Source organism: Haloferula sp. A504, assembly GCF_044385805.1.
GTDB lineage: Bacteria > Verrucomicrobiota > Verrucomicrobiia > Verrucomicrobiales > Akkermansiaceae > Haloferula.
This window is the reverse complement of sequence record NZ_JBISBU010000109.1, coordinates 1-5888: the sequence shown is the minus strand read 5'-3', so window position 1 is coordinate 5888 and position 5888 is coordinate 1. Positions and strand designations below refer to the sequence as shown.

Genomic DNA, 5888 nt, shown 5'->3' with positions numbered 1-5888 from the left:
ATCCGCGCCCCGTCCGGCGGACGAGCGCAGCGAGCTGATTTCAAAATAACTCCCATCATCTCGAAAGGTGACGAACTTGCCGCGCGGGACACTAGGATGCCGAGGCTGCGGCGCTTGGAACCCATGAGGCGGGCCAGTGTGGTACGTAGTTTCCCCTTCAGGGGGTCCAACGAACGGTCCGGCGACTCCCGCCTGGAGAACAAGACGGAAGACCCCCTGAAGGGGGAACTACGAACAGAAGGGGCGGGCTTGGAACTTGGAACTTGGAACTTGGAACTTCCGAAGCGAAGCTTCGGTGCCGCTCCCCGGGCGATCGCGGTTCCGTCTTCGGGCGGGGCTGAGGAAAGTCCGGACACCACAGGGCAGCGCGCCTCGTGAAAACGGGGGCCGGGTCTCCGCGAGGGGCCCGGACGGAAAGTGCAGCAGAAAACAAACCGCCTGCTGGAACCAGGGTGCGACGGGCTTGCCCGCCGAAGCCTTGGCGAAGGCGGGTAAGGGTGAAAAGGTGGGGTAAGAGCCCACCGCTCCGGAGGCAACAATGGAGGCATGGCAAACCCCGCGCGGTGCAAGACAGAACAGGGGAAGGGTCGCCCGCCCGTTGAATCCCCGGGTATTAGTCGCATAGAGAAATGATCGTCGAACTCCGCAAAGGCGGGGGGAACAGAATCCGGCTTACAGGGGAGCGGCCACCCTTTTTCCACGACCCTTGGACCCATGAAGCTTCCCATCTTCGTCCTGCTGCTGCTCTGTGCTGGAAGGACCCCGGAAGCGTCGTAAGAAATAGTCTTCAGGGTTCAAGGTCTTCGGCGATCTGCTTGCCGAGCGCCTCGACGATTGCCGGATGATCCGTGGCCACGTTGCGGGTTTCCCCTTCCGCGGTCCGATGATCGTAGAGTTCGGCTTCCCCGGACTTGTGAACGATCAGGCGATGGGTGTCGGTTCTCAGGGTCCTGGACCCTCCGTGGTAAGACAGTGCCGCGTCGCCGCCGGCGGCGGGATCCTCGAGCTGCGGCATCAGGCTCCGGCTGTCGAGTTCGCCGGGCGCGGGCAGTCCGGTGAGCTCGCAGAGCGTGGCGAAGAGGTCGACGGTCTCGACGACGGCGTCGGTTGTTGCGCCGGGCTTCGGGACGTCCGGGTAGCGGATGATGAGGGGGGAGCGGAGCGACTCCTCGTAGAGCGTGTGTTTTCCCCACACCGCGTGCTCGCCGAGATGCCAGCCGTGATCGCCCCAGAGCAGGACGATGGTGTTGTCCATTTCCCCGGTGGCCTCGAGGGCTTCGAGGATCCGGCCGACCTGCGCGTCGGCGTAGCTGACGCAGGCGGCGTAGTGCCGACGCACTTCGGTGGCGAAGTCGTCGTCCTTCCGCGGGTCCTTGCCCCAGCGGTTGTATTTCATGAATTCACCGGATCCGTGCCAGGTCGAGAGACCCTTTGGCTTCGCGGGGTGGGGGATCGGAGGTAGTTCGACCCCTTGGTAGGGATCGAAGTACTTCTTGGGTGCTCCGAAGGGCAGGTGCGGGCGGATGATGCCGACCGCGAGGAAGAAGGGGGGCTCGTCCCCGGCGAGCATCTTCAACTGCTTGAGCGCCTCGTTGGTGATCAGGCCATCCGGGTAGATCTCGTCGCCGCCCGGCGCCGCCTGAAAGACGTCCATCTCACCGGCCTTTTTCCGGATCTCCCCATGAGCAAGTCCGTGCATGATGCCGCGCGGGTGCTGCCAGTCGCCCGTCGGCTGGAGGTGGCGCGTCCACGCGCCGGGCATCTCGGGCTTGGTGTCGTCGTCCCAGTCCTTGCCGCCTCGCCCACCCGGGTGATGGCTTACCTTGCCGACGGAAACCGTCTGGTAGCCGTGGTCGCGCAGGTGTCGGGGCAGCGACGGGTGGGCCGGAGGGTCCCCGAGTTTGGAGGCCCGTGCGAAGAGGGCTCCGTTGCCGCCGTTGCGGCGATCGTAGCGACCGGTCAGCAGCGTGTAGCGGGATGCCCCGCAGGTGGGTGCCTGAACGTAGTGGCGGCTGAAGATCCGCCCGCTCCCGGCGAGGCGGTCGATGTTCGGAGACTGGATGTAGTCGACCCCGTAGCAGCCAAGTTCCGGCCGCAGATCGTCGACGCAGATCAGCAGGACGTTCGGCTTGTCACCCGCGGGAGCAGGGAGGCTGGTGAAGAGCGTGAGAGTGAGAAGGATACGCGAAAGCATGCGGGAGCATACTCGGATGAGGTGGCTTCTTTTTCGCCCTGATGAAGTCGACAGACCGCACGACGCCGACTATCGAATGCCCGTGCTGCGTGTAATATTCGTCCTGCTCCTTTTTGCGTCCTGTCTCGGAGCGGTGGAGCTGCGGGTGGCGACTTTCAATGTTGGCACGCAGTTCAACGAGGATTGGTGGCCGAGTTTCGCCCTCGGCGATCCCGGAACGGTCGACCACGACACGGTGGTGGCGATTCTGGACCGGATCGATGCCGACGTGGTGGCGCTTCAGGAGGTTCATACCTCGGATACCACGGGAACGCCCTTGAGCGAGCTGGAGCAACTGGCGGCGACTCTCGGGTATCCGCACCTCCACATCGGCTCGAATTCGGGAAACTTCGACACGAACCTGCGGGTCGTCGTGCTCTCGCGTTTTCCTTTCACGCTGGCGGAATCGATCGTTTCGCCCCCGGGCGCCAAGGAGATCTCCCGTCACCCGGTGGCGGTGGTGGTCGATGTCCCCGGCACCGACGCCGATCCGCTGGTGATCGCGGCGCACCTGAAGTCCGGCGGTGGACTCGACGACCGCTTCCGCCGGGCCGTCGAAATGAAACGGATCGTCGACTATCTCGAAGGGAGTGGTTTCGGAGCTTCGGACAACTTCATCATCCTCGGTGACTTCAATCCATCGGGGATCGACAGCACCTTCACCGAAATTCGCTCAAGCCTGCCCGGGACCTACTCGCTCGGGGCGGATGTGACCTTTCCGCTGAGCTACACCGGGGATCTGCTGCCGTACTTCGGCAGTCCGCTTCCCGCCATGACGGAACCCCGCCAGCTCGACGGGAGTGCTGCCACCTTCGAATCGGGTAGCCGGCTCGACTTCCTGCTGGTCTCTCCCGGGCTTGCCGGACGGCCTTACGAGACGGAGATCTACAACTCGCTGCTCGATACCGCCAACGGCCAGGGGTTGGACAAGGCCGGCAGTCCGCTTCCGTCCGACACCAGTGAGTTGGCATCGGACCACTACGCGATCTTCGGCGACTTCGAGCTGGATCAGGAGGCCTTCAACCTCGCCCTTGCGGCGTCGGCGGCGAGCGTCTCCGAAGCCGACCCGGAAGGCACCGTGATGCTCACCGTGACGCTTGCCGAGCCGGCGGCGGCACCGCTGACCCTGGCGCTTTCCTCGGATGACTCCGCGGCGGTGCCGGTGGATGCGACTTTGCCGATCGCGATCGGAGACACCACGGCATCGACGGCAGTTCGAACCTCACGGAATTTCCTCGTGGATGGGACGAGAACCGTGAGTTTCACCGTGACCGCCAGCGGATATGCCCAGGCCGTAACTTCGATCGAGGTGGCCGATTCCGACAGCGGCTATGTCTTCACCCAAGCGGGAGAGACGATTCTCGAGGACTTCGATGGCTTTGGTGGAACCCACGCTCCCGCCCCGTGGGTGGCGGCATCGGGCACTTGGGTTGGACCGGACGACGGCAGCTCCGTGATTGCGGGGGGAAGGGCCTATGGTCCAAGTGGTGAGGAAGCGATGGGCTTTGTCAGCGATGGCGCGGGCCTGGTGTTGGAGACCGACTACACCAATGGTTCGACGGTGCCGCTGACGATTTTGGATTTGGCCTATGATGCCGAACAGTGGCGCTCGTCGCTGGGAGGGGCGGCGGACCAGATCGAGGTCGAGCTGGAAGCGGGTGGTCAGGTGATTCCGATTCCCTCCCTGAGATTCCATGCCCGCACGGACCTGCCGGCGGGTCCGGTGTCGGGTGGTGCCCCATCGACACTTTCCGCGCGGGTTGCAGGTCTTTCCGTCGCGCCTGGATCAACCTTCACCCTGCGTTTCCGCTTCGTGCCGGACGAAAACTCAGCACCGCTTCCGGACGACGTGTTCATCAATGAGTTTCACTACGACAATGACGGCACGGACCAGGGTGAGTTCGTCGAGGTGGTCGTGGGCCCGGGGTTTGCCGGCGATCCCTCGTCGATTGAGCTCCTCCTCTACAATGGAAACGATGGGAAGATTGTTGGCTCGGCACATGCGCTGGGTCCTGGCGATGAGGGCTCGACTTCGACGTCGGGGCACCAGTTCTTCTCCAAGTTCATTTCTGGAATCCAGAACGGTGCTCCGGATGGGATGGCACTGGTGGTCGATGGAGAAGTGATGGAGTTTCTATCATACGAGGGGAATTTTGTGGCCACGGAGGGGCCTGCCAGCGGTTTGATGTCGGTGGACGTTGGAGAGAGCCAGCCGGGGACCAATCCGGTCGGCGAGCGGTCGATCGGTCGGATTGGGAGTGGGACGGCAGCCTCTGACTTTTCATGGATCCGTTTCCCCTCGGGGGTCGTTCACAGCCCGGGATTGATCAACGCCGGACAAGCCATCGTGTTGCCGGGCGTGCCATCGCAGGGTCTCGCAATCGATCAGGTGACGGTCGGGTTTGTGGAAGACACCGATGGTGATGGCCTTGCGGATGATCTCGATCCCGACGACGACAACGACGGCTCGCTGGACGATGACGAGCTTGCGTTTGGCACCGATCCCCTGGATGGCGGATCAAGGTTCGAGGTCTTGGTGGCGGCGGGTGCCGGCGGCCCCGAGCTGAGCTTTCCCGGCGCGGAGGGCGTGCTCTACACTGTCGAGTGGTGCGACGATCTCGTGAGCTGGGATCAGTCGGCAATCGTCGAGGGTCAGGGCGCCCAGATCGTCTTCCCGCTGCCCACAGGTGGGAATCGCGTATTCGCCCGGGTCCGGGCGGGGGAGTAGCGCTCCGCCTGCCAGTGGCATCAAGCCGTGCCGAGTACGACATCCTCGTTGTCGAGCATGCCGCGCATCCTGCGGCGATAGACGTGCTTGTCCTTGTCGAGCAGGCCCTGAGACTTGGAGGGCTTTGAGAAGCTCGCGGCGACCCCCGGGCTTTCCTCCCAGCGGGTCAGGGCGAAGAGACCGGTCTTCTCCACCTGGCAGTAGAGGGAATGATCGAACTCTTCCTTTTCATGCACTTCCCCGTCGTGGATGTGGACCGTGGGGAAGAAGAGCTTGTCGGCGTGGCGGGTGGGGAAAGTGAAGGCCATCGGATGCGCTTCGTGCTCGCCCTTGCGCAGCTTGAAGACGGCGAAGCCGTAGTCGGCATAGACCGGAATCTTGTCCCAGATGTCCTTGCGGATGCTGAAGCGCGGATCCAGCCGGTCGAAGTCGGTGGGGCCGGGGACGAAGGAAGCTTCGAAGGCACCAACCTGCTCGACCTTCAGGGTGTTCGACTGGCTGTCGGTATCCAGGGCGAATGCCCGCGACTCGGGCACGGGGAAGCCGCTTCTCAGGTCATCGAAGAAATCCCTGTAGTCTTCGAGATTGATGAATTTGAGGGCGTCATCACCGGTTCCGGGTGCCACCGGAAGCGGCAGGATCATCGCCATGTCCTCCTTGGAACCAAACTCCATCTGGTAGGCGATGGCCTGCCGTGCGGGCGCGATCATCCGGGCGAAGATCCGGGTCGAGCTGACAAACTCCACGGGACGGCTGAAGCAACACATGTGGAGAACCTGATCGAAGCGGGTGGAGCAATCCAGCTGGAATCCGGCGTTCCCGGCTTCGGGCTAGGGCGTTTGTGTCGCAGGAGTTGCGGGGCCTCTGTTGCAAGGGATGTTTCCTTTTTGCTAGACATTGCCCTCAAAACCGGCAGGTTATCCGGGT

At 63.3% G+C, this 5888-nt stretch carries 3 protein-coding genes and 1 other RNA gene; 2 read left to right on the top strand and 2 right to left on the bottom strand.

Going from position 1 to position 5888, the window contains the following annotated elements:
• Positions 1-297 precede the first annotated feature (297 nt).
• Positions 298-691: RNase P RNA component class A (gene rnpB, locus ACG2LG_RS23410), an RNA gene on the top strand.
• A 96-nt stretch (positions 692-787) separates the two neighbouring features.
• Here the strand turns inward: rnpB and ACG2LG_RS23405 are convergent.
• The gene (locus ACG2LG_RS23405) at positions 788-2194 is read right to left on the bottom strand and encodes a sulfatase (protein WP_396263229.1); all 1407 of its coding nucleotides are present in this window, start codon (positions 2192-2194) and stop codon (positions 788-790) included.
• A 76-nt stretch (positions 2195-2270) separates the two neighbouring features.
• Between ACG2LG_RS23405 and ACG2LG_RS23400 the strand changes: the two genes are divergently transcribed.
• Entirely contained in the window at positions 2271-4961 is a 2691-nt protein-coding gene (locus ACG2LG_RS23400) for an endonuclease/exonuclease/phosphatase family protein (RefSeq protein ID WP_396263227.1), read from the top strand.
• Between the two features lie 20 nt (positions 4962-4981).
• On the opposite strand, the gene ACG2LG_RS23395 is transcribed toward ACG2LG_RS23400, so the two are convergent.
• Entirely contained in the window at positions 4982-5728 is a 747-nt protein-coding gene (locus ACG2LG_RS23395) for a hypothetical protein (RefSeq protein WP_396263225.1), read from the bottom strand.
• Positions 5729-5888: the final 160 nt, after the last annotated feature.